The organism is Agrococcus jenensis, assembly GCF_003752465.1.
GTDB classification, from domain to species: Bacteria; Actinomycetota; Actinomycetes; order Actinomycetales; family Microbacteriaceae; genus Agrococcus; species Agrococcus jenensis.
Window position 1 is genome coordinate 2,581,359 of the sequence record NZ_RKHJ01000001.1, and the last position, 22,132, is coordinate 2,603,490.

The 22,132-nt window shown below is 72.1% G+C and carries 18 protein-coding genes; 8 read left to right on the forward strand and 10 right to left on the reverse strand.

Annotated elements, in window-relative coordinates:
- The first annotated feature begins 176 nt into the window (after positions 1-176).
- The gene (locus tag EDD26_RS12690; protein WP_245989903.1) at positions 177-413 is read left to right on the forward strand and encodes a DUF7455 domain-containing protein; all 237 of its coding nucleotides are present in this window, start codon (positions 177-179) and stop codon (positions 411-413) included.
- A 95-nt stretch (positions 414-508) separates the two neighbouring features.
- Here the strand turns inward: EDD26_RS12690 and EDD26_RS12695 are convergent, their stop codons facing one another.
- The 6 genes from EDD26_RS12695 to EDD26_RS12720 all read right to left on the reverse strand — a co-directional run bounded on the left by EDD26_RS12695 (position 509) and on the right by EDD26_RS12720 (position 6,745).
- On the reverse strand, positions 509-1,297 hold the full coding sequence (locus EDD26_RS12695) for an amino acid ABC transporter ATP-binding protein (protein WP_123698042.1): 789 nt from the start codon (positions 1,295-1,297) through the stop codon (positions 509-511).
- A complete protein-coding gene (locus tag EDD26_RS12700) occupies positions 1,287-1,943 on the reverse strand; it encodes an amino acid ABC transporter permease (protein ID WP_123698043.1) in 657 nt (218 codons plus the stop codon). The genes EDD26_RS12695 and EDD26_RS12700 overlap by 11 nt, the downstream gene beginning before the upstream one ends.
- 76 nt (positions 1,944-2,019) lie before the next feature.
- Positions 2,020-2,868: an amino acid ABC transporter substrate-binding protein gene (locus EDD26_RS12705; protein WP_123698044.1), complete on the reverse strand. Its 849-nt coding sequence runs from the start codon at positions 2,866-2,868 to the stop codon at positions 2,020-2,022.
- Between the two features lie 90 nt (positions 2,869-2,958).
- Complete coding sequence (locus EDD26_RS12710; RefSeq protein ID WP_123698045.1) at positions 2,959-4,338, reverse strand: RNA polymerase sigma factor; 1,380 nt, start codon at positions 4,336-4,338, stop codon at positions 2,959-2,961.
- Between the two features lie 161 nt (positions 4,339-4,499).
- Positions 4,500-5,828, reverse strand: a complete 1,329-nt coding sequence (locus tag EDD26_RS12715; protein WP_123698046.1) for an MFS transporter — start codon at positions 5,826-5,828, stop codon at positions 4,500-4,502.
- On the reverse strand, positions 5,825-6,745 hold the full coding sequence (locus EDD26_RS12720) for a PAC2 family protein (RefSeq protein WP_123698047.1): 921 nt from the start codon (positions 6,743-6,745) through the stop codon (positions 5,825-5,827). Before EDD26_RS12720 ends, EDD26_RS12715 begins: the two co-directional genes overlap by 4 nt.
- A 59-nt stretch (positions 6,746-6,804) precedes the next feature.
- Here EDD26_RS12720 and EDD26_RS12725 point away from each other — a divergent pair, with 59 nt between their 5' ends.
- The 3 genes from EDD26_RS12725 (at position 6,805) to sucB (ending at position 11,747) form a co-directional block, all read left to right on the forward strand.
- The gene (locus EDD26_RS12725) at positions 6,805-8,253 is read left to right on the forward strand and encodes a leucyl aminopeptidase (RefSeq protein ID WP_123698048.1); all 1,449 of its coding nucleotides are present in this window, start codon (positions 6,805-6,807) and stop codon (positions 8,251-8,253) included.
- Positions 8,254-8,407: 154 nt separating this feature from the next.
- A complete protein-coding gene (lpdA, locus tag EDD26_RS12730; RefSeq protein WP_123698049.1) occupies positions 8,408-9,781 on the forward strand; it encodes a dihydrolipoyl dehydrogenase in 1,374 nt (457 codons plus the stop codon).
- 25 nt (positions 9,782-9,806) lie between these two features.
- Positions 9,807-11,747: a 2-oxoglutarate dehydrogenase, E2 component, dihydrolipoamide succinyltransferase gene (sucB, locus tag EDD26_RS12735; RefSeq protein WP_123698050.1), complete on the forward strand. Its 1,941-nt coding sequence runs from the start codon at positions 9,807-9,809 to the stop codon at positions 11,745-11,747.
- 3 nt (positions 11,748-11,750) lie between these two features.
- On the opposite strand, the gene EDD26_RS12740 is transcribed toward sucB, so the two are convergent.
- A complete protein-coding gene (locus EDD26_RS12740; protein ID WP_123698051.1) occupies positions 11,751-13,112 on the reverse strand; it encodes a protein kinase family protein in 1,362 nt (453 codons plus the stop codon).
- Between the two features lie 93 nt (positions 13,113-13,205).
- Between EDD26_RS12740 and EDD26_RS12745 the strand changes: the two genes are divergently transcribed.
- The 4 genes from EDD26_RS12745 to EDD26_RS12760 all read left to right on the forward strand — a co-directional run bounded on the left by EDD26_RS12745 (position 13,206) and on the right by EDD26_RS12760 (position 17,077).
- Positions 13,206-13,895, forward strand: coding sequence for a DUF4191 domain-containing protein (locus tag EDD26_RS12745; protein ID WP_123698052.1), 690 nt, complete (start codon positions 13,206-13,208; stop codon positions 13,893-13,895).
- Between the two features lie 98 nt (positions 13,896-13,993).
- Positions 13,994-15,418, forward strand: a complete 1,425-nt coding sequence (gene glnA, locus EDD26_RS12750) for a type I glutamate--ammonia ligase (protein ID WP_123698053.1) — start codon at positions 13,994-13,996, stop codon at positions 15,416-15,418.
- 273 nt (positions 15,419-15,691) lie between these two features.
- Positions 15,692-16,669, forward strand: coding sequence for a DMT family transporter (locus EDD26_RS12755; protein ID WP_123698054.1), 978 nt, complete (start codon positions 15,692-15,694; stop codon positions 16,667-16,669).
- Between the two features lie 192 nt (positions 16,670-16,861).
- Positions 16,862-17,077, forward strand: a complete 216-nt coding sequence (locus EDD26_RS12760; protein ID WP_123698055.1) for a three-helix bundle dimerization domain-containing protein — start codon at positions 16,862-16,864, stop codon at positions 17,075-17,077.
- Positions 17,078-17,504: 427 nt separating this feature from the next.
- Here the strand turns inward: EDD26_RS12760 and EDD26_RS12765 are convergent, their stop codons facing one another.
- The 3 genes from EDD26_RS12765 to EDD26_RS12775 all read right to left on the reverse strand — a co-directional run bounded on the left by EDD26_RS12765 (position 17,505) and on the right by EDD26_RS12775 (position 22,096).
- The gene (locus tag EDD26_RS12765; protein WP_123698056.1) at positions 17,505-17,708 is read right to left on the reverse strand and encodes a zinc-ribbon domain-containing protein; all 204 of its coding nucleotides are present in this window, start codon (positions 17,706-17,708) and stop codon (positions 17,505-17,507) included.
- A 146-nt stretch (positions 17,709-17,854) separates the two neighbouring features.
- A complete protein-coding gene (locus EDD26_RS12770) occupies positions 17,855-20,761 on the reverse strand; it encodes a bifunctional [glutamine synthetase] adenylyltransferase/[glutamine synthetase]-adenylyl-L-tyrosine phosphorylase (RefSeq protein ID WP_123698057.1) in 2,907 nt (968 codons plus the stop codon).
- A 3-nt stretch (positions 20,762-20,764) separates the two neighbouring features.
- A complete protein-coding gene (locus EDD26_RS12775) occupies positions 20,765-22,096 on the reverse strand; it encodes a glutamine synthetase family protein (RefSeq protein ID WP_123698058.1) in 1,332 nt (443 codons plus the stop codon).
- Between the last annotated feature and the right edge of the window lie 36 nt (positions 22,097-22,132).

Here is a 22,132-nt window from a genome sequence, read left to right on the forward strand (position 1 = left end):
TCCGCACGATCGAGCCGTGCGCGGCCCGCCGATGGCTGCCGCGCCTGCCAGCCTACGTCCGCGGTCCCACGACGGCCGCGCTGCCACGCGGCGCGCTCCGGGTTGCGCCGCTGGCGAACCGCCCTCGAAATGACGCCGATGCGCAGGTCGTCCATGCCACGATGGAGGACGGACGAATGAGGGAGGGCACCGTGAACGACATCCAGACCACGACGCTCGAGGCCGATGAGGCAAGCGCACCGCTGAGCGGGCTCGATCGCTGCGACAGCTGCGGGGCCCAGGCGTACGTCCGCGCGACCATGGAGAGCGGCACGCTGCTCTTCTGCGCGCACCACGCGGCGAAGCACCGCGATGCGCTGCAGCCGCTCGCCAAGGTGTGGCACGACGAGACGGCCAAGCTCCAGGAGCGCTGACCGGCGCGCGCATCCGCGCACGGTCCCAGACGAGCGAAGCGGCCCGACCCCACGAGGGGCGGGCCGCTTCCGCGTGCGCCGGGCGTGAGTTCGGGTCAGCGGCCGAACGGCCCCTGCAGCCGCTGCAGGAAGCGGCGGGTGCGCTCGTGCTCGGGCGCGCCGAACACCTGCTCCGGCGTGCCGCGCTCGACCACGACGCCCTCGTCGAAGAACGAGACCTGATCGGCGACCTCGCGCGCGAAGCCGAGCTCGTGCGTGACGACCGCCATCGTCCAGCCCTCGCCCGCGAGCTCGGTCATGACGGCGAGCACCTCGCCGACGAGCTCGGGATCGAGCGACGACGTCGGCTCGTCGAACAGCAGCATCGACGGCTGCAGGGCGAGCGCCCGCACGATGCCGACGCGCTGCTGCTGGCCGCCGGAGAGCGACGAGGGGTACGCGTCGGCCTTCTCGCGCAGCCCGACGCGCTCGAGCAGGCCCAGCGCCTCGGCCATCACCGTGTCACGATCGCGCCCCTGCACCCGGATCGGCCCGATCGTCACGTTGCCGAGCACCGTCAGGTGCGGGAACAGGTGGTGCTGCTGGAAGACCATCGCCGAGGTGCGGTGCAGGGCGGCGCGCTCCCGCCGCGATCGAGGCCGCGACAGGTCGATCTCGAGCTCGCCGATCCGCAGCGTGCCCGCCTCCGGCTCCTCGAGCCCGTTGAGGGAGCGCAGCACCGTCGTCTTGCCCGAGCCGGAGGGGCCGATGAGCGCGTGCACCGTGCCGGCCTCGATGTCGAGGTCGACGCCGCGGAGCACGTGGTTGTCGCCGAAGGACTTGTGGAGGCCGCGCGCCGACAGCAGCGGGCCGGAGGGCAGCGAGGCGGAGGCGTCAGACGGCATAGCGGTCCAGCTTCTTCTCGAGTCGGTCCTGGCCGGCCGCGAGCACCAGGCAGATGACCCAGTAGATGGCCGCGGCGACGATGTAGATCGTGAGGAACTCGCCGCTCGGCGCCGCGATGCGCTGCGCGACGCGGAAGAGCTCGGTGAAGAGGATCACCGAGCACAGCGAGGTGTCCTTCACGAGCGAGATGAAGGTGTTCGACAGCGGCGGCACCGACACGCGCGCCGCCTGCGGCAGCACGATGCGCCAGAGCGACTGGCCGCGGGACATGCCGATCATCGACGCGGCCTCCCACTGGCCGCGCGGGATCGACAGGATCGAGGCGCGGATGATCTCGGCCGCGTACCCGCCGACGTTCATCGAGAGCGCGATGATGGCGCTCGGCCACGGATCGAGCGTGATGCCGATCTGCGGCATGCCGTAGAAGATCACGAACAGCTGCACGAGCAGCGGGGTGCCGCGGATGGCCGAGATGTAGGCGCGCGCGAGGCCGGAGAGCCACCGGACGCCCGAGATGCGCGCGAGCGCCAGGGCGACGGCGATCACGAGGCCGAGCGCGAACGAGGCGAGCGTGAGCGGGATCGTGCCGGTCACGGCGCCGATCGCGATCGGCCCGAGCGACTCGAGGATCAGCTGCCAGTTCACGCCGCGAGCCTACGGCGTCGGGCCGGACGCCGACGCGGCCCCGGCGAGCGCCGGGGCCGCGAGCGGTGTGCGGGCGTCACGGCTGGGAGACGTCCTCGCCGAAGTAGCGCTCCGAGATCTCGGCGAGCGTGCCGTCCTCGGCGAGCGTGGCGAGCGCCTCGTCGACGGCGGTCACGAGCGACTCGCTGCCGGCGCGGAACGCGAGGGCGTTCTCGCTCGTCTCCTCGGTCTCGGCGATGTCGACGAGGCCGGTCTCGCCGCCCTGCGACTGCACGTAGTCGAGGTAGGTGAGCCGGTCGTTGATCGTCGCGTCGACGCGGCCGGAGCGCAGCAGCTCGGCGGCCTGGGCGAAGCCCTCGACCTCCTCGACGTCGGCGCCCGCCTCGGTCGCGATCTCGGCCCAGTTGCTCGTGAGCGACTGGGCGCTCGTGCGGCCGGCGAGGTCGTCGAACGAGGCGATGTCGCTGCCCTGGGGGACGATGAGCACGCCTGGCGAGTACGTGTAGGGCTCGCTGAAGACGTAGCGCTCGAGGCGCTCGGGCGTGATGGAGACCTGGTTGGCGATCACGTCGACGCGGCCCGCGTCGAGCGCGGCGAAGATGGCGTCCCACGGCGTCTCGACGAACTCGACCTCGACGCCGAGCTCCTCGGCGACCGCGGTGATGATCTCGACGTCGTAGCCGGTGAGCTCGCCGGCGCCGCCCTCGTGGAACGAGAAGGGCGAGTAGGTGCCCTCGGTGCCGACGACGAGCGTGCCGGCCTCCTGCACCTGCTCGATCGTCAGGCCGGTCGACGCCTCACCGCTCGGGGCGGGCTCGCCGCTCGCGGCGGGCTGGCCGGTCGAGCAGCCCGCGAGGGCGACGGAGGCGGCGGCGATGGCCGCGACGGGGGCGAGCTGGGACTGGATCGTGCGGGGGCCAGGCATGAGCGCTCCTTCTTGGGGGTATTGACCCATCTTAGGACGAGCGAGGCCGCCCGGGTGTTCCCGGGCGGCCTCGTGACGATCCGTGACAGATCACTCCAGGTAGTCGCGGAGCTGCTGCGACCGCGACGGGTGGCGCAGCTTCGCCATCGTCTTCGACTCGATCTGGCGGATGCGCTCGCGCGTCACGCCGAACGTGTCGCCGATCTGGTCGAGCGTCTTCGGCATGCCGTCGCCCAGGCCGAAGCGCATGCGGATGACGCCCGCCTCGCGCTCCGAGAGGGAGTCGAGCAGCGACTCGAGCTGGCGCTGCAGCATCGTGAAGCCGACCGCGTCGGCCGGGACGACCGCCTCGGTGTCCTCGATGAGGTCGCCGAACTCACTGTCGCCGTCCTCGCCGAGGGGCGTGTGCAGCGAGATGGGCTCGCGGCCGTACTTCTGCACCTCGATGACCTTCTCGGGGGTCATGTCGAGCTCGCGCGCCAGCTCCTCCGGGCTCGGCTCGCGGCCGAGGTCCTGCAGCATCTGGCGCTGCACGCGGGCGAGCTTGTTGATGACCTCGACCATGTGCACCGGGATGCGGATGGTGCGGGCCTGGTCGGCCATGGCGCGGGTGATGGCCTGCCGGATCCACCACGTCGCGTAGGTCGAGAACTTGAAGCCCTTCGTGTAGTCGAACTTCTCGACGGCACGGATGAGGCCCAGGTTGCCCTCCTGGATGAGGTCGAGGAACTGCATGCCGCGACCGGTGTAGCGCTTCGCGAGCGAGACTACGAGGCGCAGGTTCGCCCCCAGCAGGTGGCTCTTGGCGCGCTGGCCGTCGCGGGCGATGCGCGTGAGGTCGCGCTTCATCTGCCAGTCGAGGTTCGGCTCCATCGAGAGCTTCTCCTCGGCGAAGAGCCCGGCCTCGATGCGCATGGCGAGGTCGACCTCCTGCTCGGCGTTCAGCAGCGCGACCTTGCCGATCTGCTTGAGGTAGTCCTTGACCGGGTCGGCCGTGGCGCCGGTGATCTGCGTGGCGGCAGGCTCGTCGTCGTCGCCCGAGAGGCGCATGGCGCCGGTCGGGAGCTTCTCGACGTGGACCGCCTCCTCCTCCTCGGCCTCCTCGACCTCCTCGGTGACCTCCTCGGTCTCCGGCTCCTCGGTCGCAGCTGCCTTGCGGCGGCCCCCGCGGGCAGCGGGAGCAGCGGCGGCCGGAGCGGCCTTCTTGGCGGCGGCGGTCTTCGCGGCGGTGGTCTTCGCGGTCGTGGCCTTCGCCGCTGCAGGCGCCTTTGCCGCAGTGGTCTTGGCTGCAGTCGTCTTGGCCGCAGCGGTCTTCGCCGCCGTGGTCTTTGCCGCGGTCGTCTTGGCGGCCGGCGCCTTCTTGGCGGGCGTCGCGTCCGCCGCGGGCGCGGCGGCCTGCTCGGCGTCAGTCGCGGCAGCGGCCTTCGTCGAGGTACGACGCGTCGTCGTGGTCGTTTCCTTGGCTGGCATGCGTCCTCCGCAGGTCTCAGGCACCCAGGCTTCGGGGCAGTCGAATGACCCATGTCAAGTCCGTGCGGCAGCACAACCTCGACTGGGTCGGTCTTGACAGTATAGCGCCGGGTATGGCATACGCATTCCCAGGTTGCCGGTCGGGCGCGGCGACGGCGCGATCAGCGGCCGCGGCGCCGCATCCACCGCGCGATGGCGGTCCACACCGGGCCGACCTCGATGCCCTCCTCGCGCATCCGCGAGCGGGTGATGCGGCGCGTCCGCACGATCATCACGAGGCCGATCGCGAGCACGACGAGCTGCGAGGCGAGCGCGATGCGGAAGCCCTCCCAGTCGTAGACGCCGACCGCCTCACCACCGGCGGCGCGGGCGGCGTGCACGGCGTCGAGGATGATGCCGATGGCGGGCATGAGCGCGAACGACGCCATGAAGCCGCCGATGTTCACGACGCCGTTCGCCGAGCCGAGCACGCGCAGCGGGTTGAACGTGCGGGCGAAGTCGAAGCCGACCGTCGAGCCGGGCCCGGCGATGCCGAGCACGACCACGAGCACGATGACGAGCCAGGTGGGCGGATGCCCGGGCCAGACGAGCACGGTCGTCCAGGTCGCGACGACGAGGCCGACGATCGCGAGCACGAGCGTCGAGCGCCGGAGCGGGAAGCGCGCCGTCGCGATGCCGACGATCGGGCCGACGACCATGCCCGTGCCGACGACGATCGCCATGAGGCCGGCCGCCTGGCCGCGCTCGTAGCCGAGCCCCTCGACGAGCATCGGGTAGCCCCACAGCAGCAGGAAGACGTTCGTCGAGCCGAGCAGCGAGAAGTGGGTCCAGAAGCCGAGCCGCGTGCCGGGCTGCCGCATGGCGCTCCGCAGCCGCGGCCACCAGCCCACCGGCACGTCGATCGAGCCGGTCGCGGGCGCCCCGCCCTTCGGGGCGTCGAAGACGATGAGCAGCACGAGCACGAGCGCGACGGCGCCGACGATCGCGAGCGAGCCGAACGAGAGCGTCCAGCCCACCTGGTGGAGCAGCCAGGCGAACGGCACGACCGAGAGCAGCTGGCCCAGCTGGCCGGTGGTCGCCGTCCACTGCGACATCTGCGCCACGATCGGCCCGCGGAACCAGCCCGACTGCAATCGGATGACCGAGATGAAGGTCGCGGCGTCACCGATGCCGAGCAGGATGCGGCCGGCGATCGCGAGCGGCAGCTCCTCGGCGAGCGCGACCATCGTCTGGCCGCCGACCATGACGGCGGCGCCGCTCGCGATCAGGACGCGCGGGCCGTAGCGGTCGACGAGCACGCCCACCGGGATCTGCATCGCGGCGTACACGCCGACCTGCACCGCGCCGAGCGTCGACAGCAGCGTGGCCTGCACCTCGAACCGCTCCGCGGCGGCCGGCCCCGCGACGCCCAGCGAGGAGCGGTGCAGGATCGCGACCATGTACGCGATCGCGCCGACCCCCCAGACGATCCAGGAGCGGGCGCTGTTCATCCGAGCGGGTCCGCCCCGGGGCGCCGTCGCTGCTGCAGGTAGCGCTCGAGCTCCTCGGCGATCTCGTCGGCGCTCGGCAGCGAGCCGTCCTCGTCGGTGAGCGGCGACCGCACCGACGACTGCGCCATGAACGCGTCGTAGCGCGCCTCGAGCGAGTGGACGATGCGCTGCAGCTCCTCGTTCGTCTCCATCTGCTGCGCGACGAGCTGCTGGAACTCGCGGTCGGCCTGCCGCAGCTCCTCGGTGCGGAACGCGAGCGACGTCGCGCTCGTCACGCCCTCGAGCGCTGCGAGCGCGGGCCCCGCCGACCCGGACTCCCCCACGTAGTGCGGCACGAGCACCGTGAAGGTCGTGACCGGCGCGATGCCGTGCAGCCGGTGCTCGATGCGGTGGATCACGGAGCCGGGCACCTGCGAGACCGGGCGCCAGGCCGAGTACTGCTCGATGAGCTCCGCGCGGTTGCCGGAGACGGTCGAGACGAGCGGTCGGGTGTGCGGCACCGGCATGCCGATCGAGGTGATGATCGTCGTCGACGCCACGTCGAGCCGCTCCATGAGCTCGAGCAGCGCATCCGTGAACCGCTCCCACATCCAGTCGGGCTCAGGGCCCGTGAGCAGCAGGAAGGGGGCGCCCGCGTCGTCCTCGACCACGAGCAGCGTGAGCGAGTGCGGCAGGTACTCCTCGATCTTGTCCTCGTTGAAGAGGATGCGCGGACGCCGCGACCGGTGGTCGATGAGGATGTCGGTGTCGAACTCGACGATGCTGCGGTGCGGCAGCGTGTCGAGGATCGCGGCGGCCGCGGCCTCCGCGGCGGCGCCGGCGTCCACGAATCCGTGGATCGCGATCACGAGGTCGAGGCCGTGCGGCACCGTCTCGAGGTCCTCGAGGGCCAGGGTCAGGTCGCGCGGATCGAACACCCCTCCAGCCTAGCGACGCCGGGCGCCGCACCCGCCGGGCGCCGGTATCCTCGTGACCCATGCCGATCCCCGCACTGTCCATCATCGCCAGCGCCGACGACGCGACCGCCGAGCTCGTCGTGCACGGCGTGCTCGCCGGCGACGCCCCGGAGGTCCCCGGCTTCGACGCCGAGCTGCTCACCGCGCTGGGCGTGACGGGCAAGCGGGAGCAGATCGTCCGCGCGGTGGTCGACGGCCGCCGGGTCGCGTTCGCCGGCCTCGGCGACGACGTGTCGCCCATCCGGCTCCGCGAGGTCGCGGGTGCCGCGGTGCGCGCGCTGCGCGACGTGCCGTCGATCGCGCTCTCCCTGCCGGTGACCACGAGCGACGACGTGCTCGCGGTGCTCGAGGGGGCGGCGCTCGGCGCCTACCGCTTCTCGGGCCTCAAGCGCGCCGAGGCGCCCAAGGTGTGCGAGATCGCCGTGGTCGCTGGCGCCGCCGACGTGGCCGCCTCGGTCGTCACCGACGCGACGATCGCCGCGCAGGCCGTCTGGACCACGCGCGACCTCGCGAACACCCCGCCCAACCTGCTGAGCCCGGTGGAGTTCGCCGACCGCGTCGCCGCCGAGGCGCCCGACGCCGGGCTCACCGTCGTCGTGCGCGACGAGGAGCGCCTCCGCCGCGAGGGCTTCGGCGGCATCCTCGGCGTCGGCCAGGGCTCGAGCCGCCCGCCCCGGCTCGTCACGGTCGAGCACGCCCCCGAGAGCGCCACCCGCCACGTCGTGCTCGTCGGCAAGGGCATCACGTTCGACTCGGGCGGCCTCTCGCTGAAGCCCGCCGCCTCCATGCAGCACATGAAGTACGACATGACGGGTGCTGCGACGGTCTACGCGGTGACCGTCGCCGCAGCCGCGCTCCACCTGCCGATCCGCGTGACCGCGCACCTGTGCCTCGCCGAGAACCTCGTCTCGTCGACGTCGATGCGCCCCGACGACGTCATCACGATGCGCGGCGGCACGACGGTCGAGGTGACGAACACCGACGCGGAGGGCCGGCTCGTCATGGCGGACGGCCTCGTGCTCGCGAGCGAGGCGCAGCCCGACGCGATCATCGACGTCGCGACCCTCACGGGCGCGCAGCAGGTCGCCCTCGGCGACCGCGTCAGCGGCATCATGGGCAACGACGGCGCCTTCGTGGACGCGGTCGTCACCGCGTCGCGCGCCGCCGGCGAGCTCGTCTGGCCGATGCCGATCCCGGAGGAGATGCTCGGGATGCTCGACTCGGAGGTCGCCGACCTGGCGAACGCCAAGGTCGGCAACCGCGCGGGCGGCATGCTCGTCGCCGCCGCCTTCCTGGCGGAGTTCGTCGGCGAGCGCGACGGCGCGCCCATCCCGTGGGCGCACCTCGACATCGCTGGCCCCTCCACGAACAACGGCTCGCCCTTCGGCCACACCCCGTCGGGCGCGACGGGCGTGACCGTGCGCGGCCTCATCCGCACGCTCGCGACGATGGCCCGCGAAGCCGAGTAGGCGCCCACCGACCGGTGATCGCCGAGGGCGCACGGGGCTCGCCCCGCGCGCACCGCGCCACGCAGATGCATCCGACTAGGCTGAGACGGGCAAGACCTGCCCTGCACCGCCACGTCCACCGGCGCGGCAACGAAGACTCATAAGGAGCTAGTGCGTGTCCGATCAGAGCTTTGACATCGTCGTCCTGGGTGGAGGCAGCGCGGGCTACGCCGTCGCGCTGCGCGCCGTGCAGCTCGGCAAGACCGTCGCGATCGTCGAGAAGGACAAGCTGGGCGGCACGTGCCTCCACAAGGGCTGCGTCCCCACCAAGGCGATGCTGCACTCGGCGGAGGTCGCCGACGTCGTGCGCGAGTCCGGCGAGGCCGGCGTGCAGGCGGAGCTGCAGGGCATCGACATCGAGCGCGTGACCGCGTTCCGCGAAGGCATCGTCGCCAAGAAGTTCAAGGGCCTGCAGGGCCTCATCAGCGCCAAGGGCATCAAGGTGTTCGCCGGCGAGGGCCGCCTCGCGTCGCCCACGACCGTGCAGGTCGGCGACGAGACGCTCACGGGCAAGAGCATCGTGCTCGCGACGGGCTCGTACCCGAAGTCGCTCCCCGGCCTCGAGATCACCGGCAACGTCATCACGAGCGAGCAGGCGCTGCAGCTCGACTGGATCCCGCAGCGCGTCGCGATCCTCGGCGGCGGCGTCATCGGCGTCGAGTTCGCGAGCGTCTGGCGCTCGTTCGGCGTCGAGGTGACGATCATCGAGGGCCTCCCCCACCTCGTGCCCAACGAGGAGGAGTCGATCTCGAAGCAGTTCGAGCGCGCCTACAAGAAGCGCGGCATCCAGTTCAAGCTCGGTGCCCGCTTCTCTGGCGTGACGCAGGACGACAGCGGCGTGCACGTGTCGCTCGAGAACGGCGAGACGATCGACGCCGACCTGCTGCTCGTGGCCGTCGGCCGCGGCCCGGTGACGGCGGACCTCGGCTACGAGGAGGTCGGCGTGCAGCTCGACCGCGGCTACGTCACGGTCGACGAGCGCCTCCAGACGTCCGTGCCGGGCGTCTACGCGGTCGGCGACATCGTCCCCGGCCTGCAGCTCGCGCACCGCGGCTACCAGCAGGGCATCTTCGCCGCCGAGCAGATCGCCGGCCTCGAGCCGCGCCCGGTCGCCGACGTCAACATCCCGAAGGTGACCTACTCGGACCCCGAGGTCGCGTCCGTGGGCTACACCGAGGCGAAGGCCAAGGAGCAGTACGGCGACGATCAGATCGAGACGTACGAGTACTCGCTCGGCGGCAACGCGAAGAGCGAGATCGTCGGCACGACCGGCTCGGTGAAGGCCGTGCGCGTGAAGGACGGCCCCGTGGTCGGCGTGCACATGATCGGCCGCCGCGTCGGCGAGCTCATCGGCGAGGCGCAGCTCATCGTGAACTGGGAGGCGTACCCCGAGGACGTCTCGCAGCTGATCCACGCCCACCCGACGCAGCACGAGGCCCTGGGCGAGACCATGCTCAAGCTCGCGGGCACGCCCCTGCACGCCATCTGATCGACAGCCACAGGAGACACGAAGCATGACTGACATCCAGCTCCCCGCACTGGGCGAGAGCGTCACCGAGGGCACGATCACCCGCTGGCTCAAGGCGGTGGGCGACGAGGTCGCCGTCGACGAGCCCATCGTCGAGGTCTCGACCGACAAGGTCGACACCGAGGTGCCGTCGCCGGTCGCCGGCACGCTCACCGAGATCCTCGCCGAGGAGGACGACACCGTCGACGTCGGCGCCGTCATCGCGCGCATCGGCGACGCGGGCGACGCTCCGGCGCAGGACGCGCCCGCCGAGGAGGCCCCGGCCGCCGAGGCCGCCACCGCCGGCACCGACAGCGAGGCCGACCAGGAGGCCGACGACGAGTCGGCCGCCGAGGCGCAGGACTCGCCGTCGCAGCAGGCCGACGCAGCGCAGGCGTCGCAGCAGCAGGCCGACCCCGTCGCGCAGGCCCAGGACACCGACCAGGCTGAGATCTCGCCGACCGAGACGCAGGAGGCGGGCACGAAGCCGTCCGGCGGCGGTGCCGAGATCACGCTCCCCGCGCTCGGCGAGAGCGTCACCGAGGGCACGATCACGCGCTGGCTCAAGGCCGTCGGCGACACCGTCGAGGTCGACGAGCCCATCGTCGAGGTCTCGACCGACAAGGTCGACACCGAGGTGCCGTCGCCGGTCGCCGGCACGATCACCGAGATCCTGGCGAACGAGGACGACACCGTGGACGTCGGCGCCGTGATCGCGCGCATCGGCGACGCCGGCAGCGAGCCGGCCCCCGCGCCGGCCGCCGACGAGCCGTCCGAGCAGGCGTCCGGTGCCCAGCCGGTCCCCGCCGAGGACGACGTGATCCCGGGCGCCGGCACCGAAGAGGTGGGCGTCGAGCAGGAGGAGATCGCCAAGGAGGCGATCGCCGAGGAGGCCCCCAAGCAGGAGGCGCCGAAGCAGGAGGCTCCGAAGCAGGAGGCGCCGAAGCAGGCGCCTGCCGCGCCCTCGCAGCCGAAGGCTCCCGCGGCCCCCGCGCCGAAGGCCGCTCCGGCAGCACCCGCGCCGTCCGCAGCTCCCTCGGCACCGACGGGCGGCTCGCCGTACGTCACGCCGATCGTGCGCAAGCTCGCGAACGAGAAGGGCGTCGACCTGGCGTCCCTCACCGGGACGGGCGTGGGCGGCCGCATCCGCAAGGAGGACGTGCTCGCCGCAGCTGAGTCCGCAGCCCAGGCTCCGGCCGCCGAGGCGGCGCCGTCGCAGGCGCCCGCCGAGGTCGAGGTCTCGCCGCTCCGCGGCACGACCGCGCCGATGTCGCGCCTCCGCAAGGTGGTCGCGAAGCGCGCGGTCGAGTCGATGCAGACGCTCGCCCAGCTCACGACGGTCGTCGAGGTCGACGTGACGAAGGTCGCGCAGCTCCGCGAGGCCAAGAAGGCGGCGTTCCAGCAGGAGACCGGCAGCAAGCTCACCTTCCTGCCGTTCTTCACGCAGGCCGCCGTGCAGGCGCTCAAGTCGCACCCGCTCATCAACTCGACGGACGACGGTGAGCAGATCACCTACCCGGCCACCGAGAACCTGGCGATGGCGGTCGACACCGAGCGCGGCCTGCTGACCCCGGTCATCCGCGACGCGAGCTCGAAGAGCATCCGCGAGCTGACGGCCGAGATCGCGGACCTCGCGCAGCGCACGCGCGACAACAAGCTGAGCCCGGACGAGCTCGCCGGCGGCACCTTCACGCTGACGAACACGGGCTCGCGCGGCGCGCTGTTCGACACCCCCGTGGTCTTCCAGCCGCAGCGCGCCATCCTCGGCGTCGGCACGGTCGTGAAGCGCCCGGTCGTCGTGTCGGTCGACGGGCAGGACTCGATCGCCATCCGCTCGATGGTGTACCTGGCCCTGTCGTACGACCACCGCATCATCGACGGTGCCGACGCGGCCCGCTACCTGGGACAGGTCAAGGCGCGCCTGGAGTCGGGCGCCTTCGAGGTCTAGCCGCTAGGGCGCCGGCCAGGCGTCACGCAGGGTCCAACCGGCCTCGGTGCTCATCACGAGCACCGAGGCCGGTGCTCGTTCCGAGACCACCCGCAGCAGCCACGCGTCGCCCAGGCGCTGCACGAGCTCGAGCCGCGCGTCGTCCGGCATGCGCCAGGGCGACGCGGCCGTGAGCTGCGGGCTGTCGGGCTCGTGGAGGCCGACGAGGCATGCGGCGTCGCCGGCGGCGAGGCAGGCCTCGCGCTCGGCGAGCAGCAGCGCCGCGCCCGCGACCGGATCGTCTGTCATCGCCTCTGGCTGCGGCTGCGGCGAGCCGGTCGGCGAAGCGGTCGGCGAGGCCGTCGGCGGGGCCTGGGCGTCGCTGCGCCCTGTCGCTCGGCTCCCCTCGTCCGCCGCGCCCGGCGCGGGCAGCAGCAGTGCGAGCGCGACCGCCGCGACGCCGCCGACCGCGACGGCCCAGAACCGCGGGCGCACGGCAGCGAGGCTCCGCGCGGCGGCACCGCTACCGGGCCGCGGCATGCGCGCCGCGACCCGCTCGAGCAGCACCGCCGCGCGCGCCCACACCGCTTCGAGCCCCTCCGCACGGATGCGTCTGCGCACCTGCGTCGTGGCGACCGCTGGGCCGACGCCCGGCTCGAGAACGAGGGGCAGCGCCGGCCAGGCCTCGAGCAGCGCGCTGGCTGCGGCCGCGAGGTCGCGGGCGTCGATCGCTCGCAGGGCGGCATCGGGCAGCGCCTCGCCGCGCGCCGCCAGCACCGCCTCGGCGAGCGAGCGCCACGCATCGGCATCCGCTGCGACCCCGGCGCTGCCCTCCCGCCAGGCGATCGACGGCCTCGTCGCCTCGACGCGCGCGCCCTCGCCGGTGAGGAGCGGCGCGCCGTCGGCGTCGAGCCGCACGTGCTGCGCACTGACGGCGCCCGCCGTCGCCCCGACCGCGTGCAGCGCGCCCAGGGCCGCCGCGATCGGCGCGAGCGCGGTCACCGCCTCGCCCGGGTCGGGTGCACCTCTATCGCGCAGCCAGTCGGCCAGGTCGTGCGGCAGCAGCGGCCGCACGACGACCACCCCCGCGTCCGTGGCGACGTCGAGGATCGGCACGAGGTGCGGATGATCGGCGAGGAGCAGCGCCTCGACCTCGCGGGCGAGGAGCGCCTCCTCCCCCGGCATGCTGCGGTGCAGCTCGACGCCCGAGCCCGACGCGTCGGCCGCCACCCACACCTCGCGCTCGCCGGTGCGTCGCAGCAGGCGCACGAGCGGATGGCCGGCGATCGTCGGCCCGTCCTCCCTGTCGGCTCCCCCGTCCGCTGCGGCCGCGTCGTCCGCCGAGGCCGCCTCGTCCGCCGCAGCCGTCTCGTCCACCTGGTCCACGCCCCGGACCCTGCCAGGGCAGGCCGCATCCGCGTGGGGGTCCGGTCGCTGCCTGTGGAGAGCGAGGCACCCGCGCGCCGGTATCCTGTCGTCATGGCACGCGACAGCGAGAAGGAGCCCGGCAGGCTCAAGACGATGTGGTCCATCTTCGAGATGACCCGCAGGAACGACCGGCTCGCGCTGCCGCTGCTGCTGGCGGCGTTCTTCGGCCCCATCGTGATCATCACGGTGCTCGCGATCGTCTTCCGCCAGGACACGCTCTTCCTGATCCTCTGGATCATCAGCGGCGTGCTCATCGGCCTGATGCTCATGATGATGACGCTCACGTGGCGTGCCGAGAAGATCGCGTTCGCGCAGATCGAGGGCCGCCCCGGCGCGGTCGGCGCCGTGCTGAAGAACGGCCTGCGCGGCAACTGGACGACGAGCGAGATGCCCGTGGGCGTCAACCCGCGCACGCAGGACGCCGTCTACCGCGCTGTCGGCAAGCCCGGCGTCGTGCTCATCGCCGAGGGCCCGCGCGAGCGACTGTCGCGCCTGCTCGGCGAGGAGAAGCGCAAGGTCAAGCGCATCGTGCCGAACGTGCCGATCCACGTCATCGAGATCGGCCCCGACTCCGAGCTCGAGCTGCGCAAGCTCACGCGCGCCATGCGGCGCCTCAAGCGCACGCTCAGCCGGGCAGAGGTGATGGCCGTCGCGAACCGCCTCACCTCCCTCGGCCAGGCGAGCCTGCCCATCCCGAGGGGCATCGATCCCCGCCGTGTGCGGCCCGGTCGCCCCCGCTGACGTAACACCGCCGAAACATCGGCGTCACGGGCGGGCAACGGCTCCTGCGTAGCGTCGATGCCAAGGCATCCGCCCCACCCCCAAAGTCAAGGAGCACCATGTTCAAGGATTCGTCCGAGGTCCTCGCCTACATCAAGGCAGAGGAGGTGCGCTTCCTCGACATCCGCTTCACGGACCTGCCGGGTGTGCAGCAGCACTTCAACATCCCCGCGTCCACGGTCGACGAGGAGTTCTTCACCGTCGGCCAGCTGTTCGACGGCTCGTCGATCCGCGGCTTCGCGAACATCCACGAGTCCGACATGCAGCTCATCCCGGATGTGACGACGGCCTACGTCGACCCCTTCCGCGAGCACAAGACGCTCGTCATGATCTTCGACATCTACAACCCGCGCACCGGTGAGATCTACCACCGCGACCCGCGGCAGGTCGCGCACAAGGCCGAGCAGTACCTGGCCTCGACCGGGATCGCCGACACCGCGTTCTTCGCCCCCGAGGCGGAGTTCTACGTCTTCGACGACGTGCGCTACTCGGTCACGCAGAACCAGTCGTTCCACTCGGTCGACTCCGAGGAGGGCGCCTGGAACTCGGGTCGCGTCGAGGAGGGCGGCAACCTGGGCAACAAGACGCCCTACAAGGGCGGCTACTTCCCCGTCTCGCCGGTCGACAAGCAGGCCGACCTCCGCGACGACATCGTCCTGAAGCTCGAGGGCATCGGCCTGCAGGTCGAGCGCAGCCACCACGAGGTGGGCACCGGCGGCCAGGCCGAGATCAACTACCGCTTCAACACGATGGTCAAGGCGGCCGACGAGATCCTCGCCTTCAAGTACATCGTGAAGAACACGGCCGAGCAGTGGGGCAAGACGGCCACGTTCATGCCGAAGCCGCTCTTCGGCGACAACGGCTCGGGCATGCACACGCACCAGTCGCTGTGGCTCGACGGCAAGCCGCTCTTCTTCGACGAGAACGGCTACGGCAACCTCTCCGACCTCGCTCGCTGGTACATCGGCGGCCTGCTCGCGCACGCCCCCGCGGTGCTCGCGTTCACGAACCCGTCGATCAACTCGTACCGCCGCCTCGTGAAGGGCTTCGAGGCGCCGGTCAACCTGGTCTACTCGGCCGGCAACCGCTCGGCGGCCGTCCGCATCCCGATCACGGGCTCGAACCCCAAGGCGAAGCGCATCGAGTTCCGCGCTCCCGACGGCGCCTCGAACCCGTACCTCGCCTTCGCTGCGCAGATGATGGCCGGCCTCGACGGCATCAAGAACCGCATCGAGCCGCACGAGCCCGTCGACAAGGACCTCTACGAGCTGCCTCCTGAGGAGGCCAAGGACATCCCCCAGGTGCCCGGCACGCTCGAGGAGGCGCTCGTCGCGCTGGAGCAGGACCACGAGTTCCTGCTCGAGGGCAACGTGTTCACGAAGGACCTCATCGACACCTGGGTCGCGATGAAGCGCGAGTCCGAGATCCTGCCGATGGCGCTCCGTCCGCACCCGTTCGAGTTCGAGCTCTACTACGGGGTCTGACGCTTCTAGACTGCTGGGCCGGGTTCCTTGGGGGGACCCGGCCCAGCTTCATGTCGCGGTCCGCCCGGAGTCCGCAAGGATCTCCGCGTGCGCATCCAGCACACCCGCGGCGCGATGAGCCGCGACGCGTAGCAGCGCCGCAGATCGTGGATGCGGAACCGCGCGCGCAACCCGTTGACCGTCTCGGGCGTGCACGGCGTCACCCTGCACGACGGTCCACTTGTGTGCCGCTGGCCCCGTCGCGAGCGCTCACGCCGGACGACACTCAGAGACATGACGAGTCAGCCGGCACACATCGCGACGGCGTCCGGCACCCTCTGGGGGCTGTCCGGTGTCGTTGCGTTCTCGTTCACCGTCATCTTCACGCGTATCGCGGTGGACGAGCTCGATCCGCTCTTCGTCGGTGCTGCTCGCGCAGTCGTCGCGGCGGCGATCGCTGGCGCCGTGCTCGTCGCCACCCGTCAGCGCCTCCCGAGCGGAGCGCAGTGGGCACGGTTGGCGATCGTCGCCGGTGGCGTGGTCGTCGGGTTCCCGCTGCTCACCTCCTACGCGCTCACCACCGCGCCCGCGAGCCATGGCGCGATCGTCATCGCGCTGCTGCCTGCCGCGACCGCCATCGCGGCGGTCCTGCGCCTTCGCGAACGGCCGGGAGTCGTGTTCTGGATCGCCGCCGCCGTCGGCGCGGTCGCGGCTGCCGTCTTCGCCTCGCTCGGCAACGGGGGCTTCGGGACCATCCGACCGTCGGACGTGCTCCTGCTCGCAGCGGTGGCAGCCGCGGCGATCGGCTATGCCGAGGGCGGCGTGCTCTCGCGCGAGCTCGGTGCTTGGCAGACCATCTCCTGGGCGCTCGTCGTCGTGTCGCCGTTGACGATCTGCCTCACCGCCGCTTCCGCGACGATCGATCCTCCCCACGCGGGCGCATCCAGCTGGCTCGCGCTCGCGTACCTCGCGATCGTGAGCATGTTCCTGGGCTTCATCGCCTGGTACCGCGGGCTCGCGATCGGGCCCATGACGCAGGTGAGCCAGCTCCAGCTCGTGCAGCCCGTCCTGACGCTCGCTTGGGCCGCGGTCATCCTCGGCGAGCCACTGAGCCTGCCGACAGTCCTGGGCGGGGTGACCGTGATCGCCTGCGCCGCCGTGGCAGTGCGCGCACGCCAGCGCCCGCTGCGCGCGCAGGTCGCGGGCGCTGGCCGGGATGGCAGGCCTCTGCGGCACACGCGGTCGGGACGGCCGGTCGCCGCCCGCGAGTGATCGCCGGCTCGCGTGCTCGTCGAGCGCGAGCACGCCGTCGTGCGCATGCTCGAGCGAGCCCCGCTCTCCGATGAGGCGTCGCACGCCGAGATCGGGGTCCGGCGCGATCGTGCCGCTGACGTCGTTCGCTCTTGAGGTGCTGTTCACCTGTGCGCGCCGCGTTCTGGAACGGCGTTGTGGCACGATGTGGCGGTGACGACGAACATCGACCGCGAAGAGGTCATCGTGCAGGTCAGCGGGAAGCTGGAGGCTTCGCACCCGGATTGGGACGCGGCGGAGATCGAGCGGGTGGCGCGCGAGGAGCTGGCGGCGATCGCGGACAGCCCCGTGCAGGACTTCCTGCTCGTGCTGACCGAGCGGGCGACGAGGAAGCGGCTGAAGACGCGCGTCGACGAGCGCCGAGCCTAGCCGCGGCGGCGCCTGAGGAGTCGCGCCTCGAGGATCGCTTCGATCTCAGCGAAGCGTGCGGCGTGAGGTCTGGCCCCGGGGTCTGTTCGGGGCGACGCAGGAAGACGTCCGAGCTCTGCAAGCAGCTCGCGGAGCCGCTCGTGGAGTCGATCCCCTGGGATGGTGCCGGGCCGCCCGTTGACGCTCATGCTGCGAACGTAGCGCGAGAAGAGCGTCTCGGAGCGGACAGCCACCGAACGGTGCGTGAACATCCGTGGTCGAGACCGCAGGGGGACTCGTCCCGGCCTCGCTTGTCACTGGAGCTGGACGCATGTGCGCTCGATCGGTCTGAGCGCCTCGCCGGTCGCGAGGGGGCCTCGGCGCCCCACTCAGCCCGGTCGAACTCGCGGCCCCGGTCGAACTCGCGGCCCCGGTCGCCCGAGAGGGCTCAGACCGCGACGGCGTTGCCGCAGATGCCGCAGACCTCGTACTCGCGGCGGCCCCAGCGGGCGAGCGGGATGAAGAAGAGCGTTAACTGCTTCGATTCGCGCGTGCGGCCCCAGACCGTGGTGTTGTGGCAGCGCATGCACGTGCGGGTCTCGCCGGGGCCGAGGTCCTGCTGCTTGGCGCCGAAGCCGAAGATGAAGAACATCGGGCCAGCGTAGGTGGGCTGGCTGGGAGGTAGGTCGCCTCGATGCGCGCCGTCGGTGCTGCTCCACGGTTGTCAGGCAGGGCGTCTCGATACGCGCCTTCGGTGCTACTCGACGGGCAGGTGGGAACTACTCGACGAGCAGGGGGTCAGTCCTCGTAGAAGCGGCGCTCGAAGACGCGGCGGGCGCGCCGGGTCGCGGCGAGGTAGTGCTCCTCCAGGTCGCGAGCCGAGCCCGACGGCATCCCGACGAGCCGCGCGACCGCCTCGAGCTCGCCGCGGTCGACCGGCAGGAGGTCGATCGTGCGCGCACGAGCGAGCGCGAGCCCGTTGCGGATGCGGGTGGCGAGCTGCCACGCCTCCCGCAGCACCTCGACATCGCGGTCCGAGAGCAGCTCCTCGCGGGCGGCGGCGGCGAGCGCCTCGAGCGTCGACGGCGTCCTGAGGCTCGGCAGGCGTCCCGCGTGGCGCAGCTGCAGCAGCTGCACGAGCCACTCGACGTCGCTGAGCGCGCCGTCGCCGAGCTTCAGGTGGCGCCTGCGATCCGCGTTCTGCGGCAGCCGCTCGGCCTCGACGCGCGCCTTGATGCGACGCACCTCGCGCACCGACGACGCGGGGAAGTCGCGCGGGTACCGGCGCTCGTCGATGACCGCCATGAGCTCGGCCGCGAGCCCCTCGTCGCCCGCGAACGGCCGCGCGCGCAGCAGCGCCTGCGCCTCCCACGGCTCCGACCAGCGCTCGTAGTAGGCGCGGTAGCTCTCGACGGTCCGCACGAGCGGTCCCTGCCTGCCCTCGGGCCGCAGCCCAGCATCCAGCTCGAACGGCAGCGTCGGGTCGGCGAGCGTCTCCTGCACGCGGCGGATGACGGCGGTCGCCGCCGCGATCGCGTCGCCCTCGCCGCGCGCCACGTGCAGCACGTCGATGTCGCTCCCGAAGCCGATCTCGCGACCGCCCGTGCGGCCCATCGTGATCGTCGCGAGCTCGAGCCCCTCAGGCCGGTGGAGCCGGATCGCCGCGTCGACGAGCGCCGCCGCCATGCCGCTCAGCGCGGCGCCGACGGCACTCTCGTCGATGCGCTGCAGCGCGCTCGCCATCGCGATGCGCAGGTGCTCGCGGCGGCGCAGCGAGCGCAGCGCCTGCCGCACAGCATCCGGGTCCTGGTGCCGCGCGAGCACGGCCGCCGTCTCGTCGCGCAGCGCGGCCTCGCTGCGGGGGCGCAGCTGCTCGTCGCTGTCGAGCCACGAGGCGGCCTCGGGGATGCGCTCCATGAGCGAGGCGATGAGGCGCGACGACGAGAGCAGGTGGCTGAGGCGCTGCGCCGCGACGGGTGAGTCGCGCAGCATCCGCAGGAACCAGGGGCTCTCCCCCAGCGCCTCGCTCAGCCGCCGGAAGGCGAGCAGCCCCATGTCGGGATCGGCGCCCTCGGCGAACCAGCCGAGCAGGACGGGCAGGAGGAGGCGCTGGATCTGCGCGCGACGGCTGACGCCCGCGGTGAGCTCGCCGATGTGCGCGAGCGCGCCCTTGCCGTCGACGTAACCGGAGGCCTGCAGGCGCCGCATGGCGTGCTCGGGGCTCAGCCGCACGTCCTCGTGGCCGAGCGACGCCATCGCGCCGAGCAGCGGCCGGTAGAAGAGCCGCTCGTGCAGCGAGCGCACCGCGCGGCGCGTGGCCTGCCACTGCCGCTCGAGCACGTCGGCGTCGGCGAGCCGCGCGGCCCGCGCGAGCCGGCGCAGGTCGTCCTCGCCGAGCGGCATGAGGTGCGTGCGGCGCATGCGCCAGAACTGGATGCGGTGCTCGAGCACGCGCAGGAACCGGTAGTGGGCGCCGAACTCGAGCCGGTCCGCGCGGCCGATCGTGCCTCGCGCGGCGAGGGCGTCGAGCGCCTCGAGCGTGCCGCGCTGGCGGAGCGACGCGTCGTCGGCGCCGTGCACGAGCTGCAGCAGCTGCACCGTGAACTCCACGTCGCGCAGGCCGCCGGGCCCGAGCTTCAGCTGCCGTCCCACCTCGTCGGCCGGGATGTGCTCGGTGACGCGCTCGCGCATCCGCTGCACCGACTCCACGAAGCCCTCGCGGCTCGACGACTCCCACACCTTCGACCGCACCGACGCCTCGTAAGCCGCGCCGAGCGCCTCGTCGCCGGCGAGGAACCGCGCCTTGAGCAGCGCCTGGAACTCCCACGACTTCGCCCACCGGTCGTAGTAGGCGACGTGGGATGCGAGCGTGCGCGTGAGCGCGCCGTCCTTGCCCTCCGGCCGCAGGTTGCTGTCGACCTCCCACAGCGGCGGCGCAGCCTGGAACTGCGAGCACGCGGCGGCCGTCTCGCGCGCGAGCAGCGTCGCGACCTGCGTGGCGCGCGGATCCTCGAGGTCGTCGGCCTCGTGCACCCAGATGACGTCGACGTCGCTGATGTAGTTGAGCTCGCGCGCGCCCGCCTTGCCCATGCCGATGATCGCGAGCCGCACCCTGTCGGCGTCCGCGCCGAAGCGCTCCCGCGCCGCCGAGCGCGCGATCGCGAGGCCGGCCTCGAGGGCGGCCGCGGCGAGGTCGGCGAGCGCCGCGGAGACCACGTGCACGAAGTCGGCGGGGTCGTCGAGGCGGAGGTCCCAGGCGACGAGCTCGGTGAGGTGGCGCCGGTAGCGGCCGCGCATCGCCGAGACGGCGCGGTCGCGCGGCATCGTCGTGGCGCCGTCCTCGGCCGCGACGGCCTCGAGCATGCTCGCGCGGTAGGTCGCGGCATCGGCGGGCGCCGCGGGCCGCGCGGCGACGTCGAGGTCCTCGGCATGCCGCTCGAGGTGCTCCCCGATCCCGAGCGAGCCGCCGAGCACGCGCACGAGCGACGCGCGCGCCTCGGCGTCGTCGAGCACGTCGCCCAGGTCGATGCCGGCGCGCTCGAGCCGCACGAGCATCTGCAGCGCCGTGTCGGGATCGGCGGAGCGCGCGCACTCGTCGACGAGCCCGTGCAGCGCCTCCGGCAGCTCCGCCAGGCACGCCTCCGCGTTGCTCGGCTCCCGGAAGCCGAGCTGGGCGAGCCGCACCCGGGGAGACGGGACGCGCATGGGCTACAGCGTGAGCAGGTTCGACTCGAGCTCGACGCGCGTCACCTGCGCGCGGTAGCGCTGCCAGTCCTCGCGCTTGTTGCGGACGAAGTACGAGAACACCTGCTCGCCGAGCGTCTCGGCGACGAGCTCCGACTCCTCCATCGCGCCGATGGCGCGGTCGAGGCTCGCGGGCAGCGGCTTGAAGCCGAGCGCCTTGCGCTCCTTGTCGGAGAGCTGCCAGATGTCGTCGACCGCCTCGTCGGGCAGCTCGTAGCCCTCCTCGATGCCCTTGAGGCCCGCGGCGAGCAGCACCGAGAACGCGAGGTAGGGGTTCGCCGCCGAGTCGAGGCCCCGGTACTCGATGCGGGCCGACTGCGCCTTGTTGGGCTTCGAGAGCGGCACGCGCACGAGCGCGGAGCGGTTGTTGTGGCCCCAGCTGACGAAGCTGGGCGCCTCGTCGCCGGACCACATGCGCTTGTAGGAGTTGACGTACTGGTTCGTCACGGCCGTGAACTCGGGCGCGTGGTGCAGCAGCCCCGCCATGAACTGGCGGCCGATCTTCGACAGCCGGTACTGCCCGGATGCGTCGTAGAACGCGTTGCGCTCGCCCTCGAAGAGCGAGAGGTGCGTGTGCATGCCGCTGCCGGGGTGGCCCTCGAACGGCTTCGGCATGAAGGTGGCGTAGACGCCCTCGGACTGGGCGACCTCCTTCACCACCGTGCGGAAGGTCATGATGTTGTCGGCCGTCGAGAGCGCATCCGCGTACCGCAGGTCGATCTCGTTCTGGCCCGGTCCCGCCTCGTGGTGGCTGAACTCGACCGAGATGCCGATGTCCTCGAGCATGCGCACGCTCGCGCGGCGGAAGTCGTGCGCGGTGCCGCCGGGCACGTTGTCGAAGTAGCCCGCGTGGTCGACCGGCTCGGGGTTGGCGACGTCGGCCGACTTGAGCAGGTAGAACTCGCACTCGGGATGCGTGTAGAAGCTGAAGCCGCGGTCGGCCGCCTTCGCGAGCGTGCGCTTGAGCACGTGCCGCGGGTCGGCGGCGGCGGGCTGGCCGTCCGGGGTGGAGATGTCGCAGAACATGCGGGCGGTCGGGTCGACCTCGCCGCGCCACGGGAGGATCTGGAAGGTCGACGGGTCGGCCTTCGCGATGACGTCGGCCTCGGACGAGCGCGAGAGCCCCTCGATCGACGAGCCGTCGATGCCGAGCCCCTCGGTGAAGGCGCCCTCCACCTCGGCCGGGGCGATCGCCACCGACTTCAGCGTGCCCAGCACATCCGTGAACCACAGGCGCACGAACTTCACGCCGCGCTCCTCGATCGTGCGCAGCACGAAGTCTCGCTGCTTGTCCATCCCGTACCTCTCTCTGCCTCCCCTCAGGCTAGTGGT